This is a genomic window from Virgibacillus carmonensis (genome assembly GCF_057836705.1).
Genome location: NZ_JBYQFJ010000067.1, coordinates 1 through 3,383, shown reverse-complemented (window position 1 = coordinate 3,383; position 3,383 = coordinate 1). Strand labels below are relative to the sequence as shown.

The window sequence follows — 3,383 nt, the reverse complement described above, 5'->3', positions numbered from 1 at the left end:
GGATATCTTGAAGAAATATGACTTGATTACAAAATAAAAAACTTTTACAAGCTCGCTAAGTGAAAAAGATTTCAATTATAAGGTCTTTTTTTTAATTCTATTAAAAGGGGTTCTTTTTGTTTAGTAAAAATATACGATTAAAAAAATAAAAGCGCGGTACGTCACCTATACGGTGAGTACCACGCTTTTATTTTTTTACTGAGTTTTGTCCCAACCTCTTATTTATGGAGGAACGGTTACCTCGTTTTTAAGAAGAGATGCGCCAGTCCACCTTGAATGACACTTATCATATTGGTCAATAAATGTGTCGAAAAAACTAATCGGTAGGGGACATTGCAGCTAATAGATCCAAATAAGTGATTGTTTGAAAAGGGATGGGATGATTTAATTCGATTCTTTTTTCATGTTGTCTAACAAATAACATTAAAAATTCACAACTTGGACATAGGAAAAGAATTATTCTTAATTTATTGTATAAATAAGTGATCTTTTGAGAAAGTATAAGCGTTATCTTTAAAAGAAGGTGTGAATTTATGTTACCTATTGAAAGAAAAAAACAAATTTTAACATGGCTTAATGAAGTAGAAACTCTTCGTGTAGCAGATATTAGCGAACGCTTAGCAATCTCGGAAATGACGGTATACCGTGATATTGCTGCATTAGTTAAGGAAGAAAAAGTTCTAAAAACGTCTAATGGTGTAACTTTAGTTAATTTAACAACTGACAATCTTCAAGGCTGTGCTTATTGCGCCAAGTCAGTACAAAATCGTTTAACAGTTCAGTTAATTTTAACAAACCAACAAGTTGAACAAACGTGTTGTATGCACTGCGGGTTGTTGCGTTATAACGAAATTGAGGTCAGAGTTTCTCAAATTATTTGCCGAGATTTTTTAAAAGACACAACCATTAGTGCCAAAAGAGCCTTTTTCTTAATGGAAGCGCATGTTCATATGAACTGCTGCCAGCCAGAAGTATTGGTCTTTGAGTCACACGAGCAAGCAAAACAATTTCAACATGGATTTGGCGGAAAACTCATTACATTTGAAAAAGCATTGATTGCCATAGAAAAGGCTATGAATGGACATGTTTGTCACAATAACGATTAGACCAGGCATACTGATGATGGAGAGTGGATTTTCATGGATAAGCATAAACGAAAAACTAAGGGAGATTGGTTTAAAGCTGTTTGGCGATGGCATTTTTACGCAGGTATCATCTTTGCTCCTATCTTTCTAATATTAGCAATTAGTGGGGGTGTGTACTTATTTAAGCCTCAAATTGAAGCAACTTTATATTCAGGTTTATATGAAATACAGCCTCAGACAACAGAACGGTTATCTCCCTCAAAACTAGTGGATAGTGTTGCCTCAAATATGGATGGAGCTGTCATTACCTCTATTCGACAATTCGAGGAAAGTAGCAAAACAACAGAGATTAGAGTCACACAGGGAGATGTTTTAAAGACAGTATATGTGAATCCCTATGATGCATCTATCGTTGGGACAATGAAAGATAGGGACTTACTAATGAATAAAGTTGTTAAAATTCATAGTGAGTTATTCGTTGGTGGAAAGATTGCTAACCGAATTGTTGAGTTGGCTGCAGGATGGGCTGTAATATTAATGATAACAGGTCTGTACGTCTGGTGGCCTAGGGGTAAACCTTCTGTTTGGGGGACTCTCCTACCTCGTTTAAATCGAAAAGGAAGAATATTTTGGAGAGATATACACGGAGTAACAGCTTTTTGGCTTTCTGGTGCTATTATCATCATTTTAATTTCCGGGCTGTCTTGGTCAGGAGTAACCGGCGAGATAATGAATCGAGTAGCGACCAATACAGACACAGGCAATCCACCTTTTGGGAGTGCATTCGGTGAAAAACCAGATTCGGCTATTGCCACTGAAGATGTTGCTGCAGATGTACCGTGGGCAACAGAAAATTTTGAGGTTCCTACTACCAAGATGAAAGGCTTTATACCTTTGTCTATTGATAAAATTAATGAGATTGCTCTGAATCAGGATATTTCTAAACCATATACAATTTCTTTACCTGCCGATGAGACAGGCGTATTTACCGTAACTTCCTCCAATGGTCAAGTGTTAGATGAAGCAACTTTGCATATTGATCCTTATACTGGTTTTATCTTAAGTGATGCAAGATTTGAAGACTACGGAGTAATGGCACAAGCTACTTCCATTGGTATCGCATTTCATGAAGGTCGACTCTTTGGAGTAGTCAATCAGATTATTGGATTACTTGTATGCGTTGGTATTATTTTGATTGTTATTAGTTCCTTTATTATGTGGAGAAAACGGAAACCTGCTAATAACTCAGGCGCACCATCAAAGGTGAACAATCCTAAAATGACACGTGTAGTATGGGGATTCATGATAATGATGGGTATTCTAATGCCACTAGTTGGGATTAGCTTGATTATAGTATTTGTCTTTGATAAATTTATCCTTCCATTCATTCCAAAACTAAAAGACTGGTTACAGGCTTAGGAGGAATACCGATGAATAAGAAAATTTTAGTATTAATAGGTTCGGTCCTTTTGTTGTCAGGGTGTACATATGCCAATGATACAATTTCGCAACCCCCGGAGATTGTATGGGATGTACCTGAGTCCATTGAAACTAATACGGAAGTAGATATGATGATTTCACTTCAAAGTGAAAAACAGGGAGAGTTGATGGCCATTTCGTTTGTTTTGCAAAAACAAGGAGACACGGAAACAATGGAGGTTCCTTTTGAGCAAGATGAAGAAGGAAATATAAACATCCAGACTTCGTTTGATGAAGAGGGAAATATACCATTTATATTCAACAATAAAAACAAACGATCAAACGATTCAACCTATTCGTCAGATTGTCGTTGGTGAAATGGAGGTTGCTGATGATAAACAAGAAAAGTCGAATAAAGAGGGACATGGCAATCATCACTAATCAAATTAGAAAACCCAGTTGACATAATAAAAAAACATGACCTGATCTTTTTTCAAATGGAGAGAATTCTCCAAAATGGGGTACCGCCAGCATTTTAACAAAAACGTACGCTAAGCCAATTTTAATATAAAATAGTTGATTTTCCGTACGTTAAGGAATCAACTTTTTTAATTTATCTTGTTAAACTATTCTGCCTTTCAATTTATTATTTAAATTGCGTAGTTTTGATGATTATTTTGCATGAACAAAAAAAGTATCATCTATATTAGTCCTGACTAACATGGATGATACTTTTATACCTATTAGGGGTCCCTCTGACAAAACGCGGATAATATACGCTAAAGACATTCTGGCAGTGAGTATTTAGCTCCCACGTGCTCTCTGTCTTCCTTTACAAAATATTGTTATATTTTTTCTCTAATTCAAGCAGCCAAGACT

3 protein-coding genes are annotated in these 3,383 nt (G+C 35.9%); all 3 read left to right on the top strand.

Annotated elements, in window-relative coordinates:
- The first annotated feature begins 533 nt into the window (after nucleotides 1–533).
- Genes AC3G7N_RS20430 through AC3G7N_RS20420 form a run of 3 tightly spaced genes read left to right on the top strand, consistent with a single transcriptional unit; the run spans nucleotide 534 to nucleotide 2,881 of the window.
- Nucleotides 534–1,106, top strand: a complete 573-nt coding sequence (locus AC3G7N_RS20430; protein WP_489424007.1) for a DeoR family transcriptional regulator — start codon at nucleotides 534–536, stop codon at nucleotides 1,104–1,106.
- Between the two features lie 33 nt (nucleotides 1,107–1,139).
- Nucleotides 1,140–2,504 (top strand): PepSY-associated TM helix domain-containing protein, encoded by a 1,365-nt coding sequence (locus AC3G7N_RS20425; RefSeq protein ID WP_489424006.1) that lies wholly within the window; start codon nucleotides 1,140–1,142, stop codon nucleotides 2,502–2,504.
- Nucleotides 2,505–2,515: 11 nt separating this feature from the next.
- A complete protein-coding gene (locus AC3G7N_RS20420; RefSeq protein ID WP_489424005.1) occupies nucleotides 2,516–2,881 on the top strand; it encodes a hypothetical protein in 366 nt (121 codons plus the stop codon).
- Nucleotides 2,882–3,383: the final 502 nt, after the last annotated feature.

What these genes read in the sequence shown, in the direction of transcription:
- AC3G7N_RS20430 (WP_489424007.1), top strand. Translation starts at nt 534, where the DNA reads ATGTTACCTATTGAAAGAAAAAAACAAATTTTAACATGGCTTAATGAA.
- AC3G7N_RS20425 (WP_489424006.1), top strand. Translation starts at nt 1,140, where the DNA reads ATGGATAAGCATAAACGAAAAACTAAGGGAGATTGGTTTAAAGCTGTT.
- AC3G7N_RS20420 (WP_489424005.1), top strand. Translation starts at nt 2,516, where the DNA reads ATGAATAAGAAAATTTTAGTATTAATAGGTTCGGTCCTTTTGTTGTCA.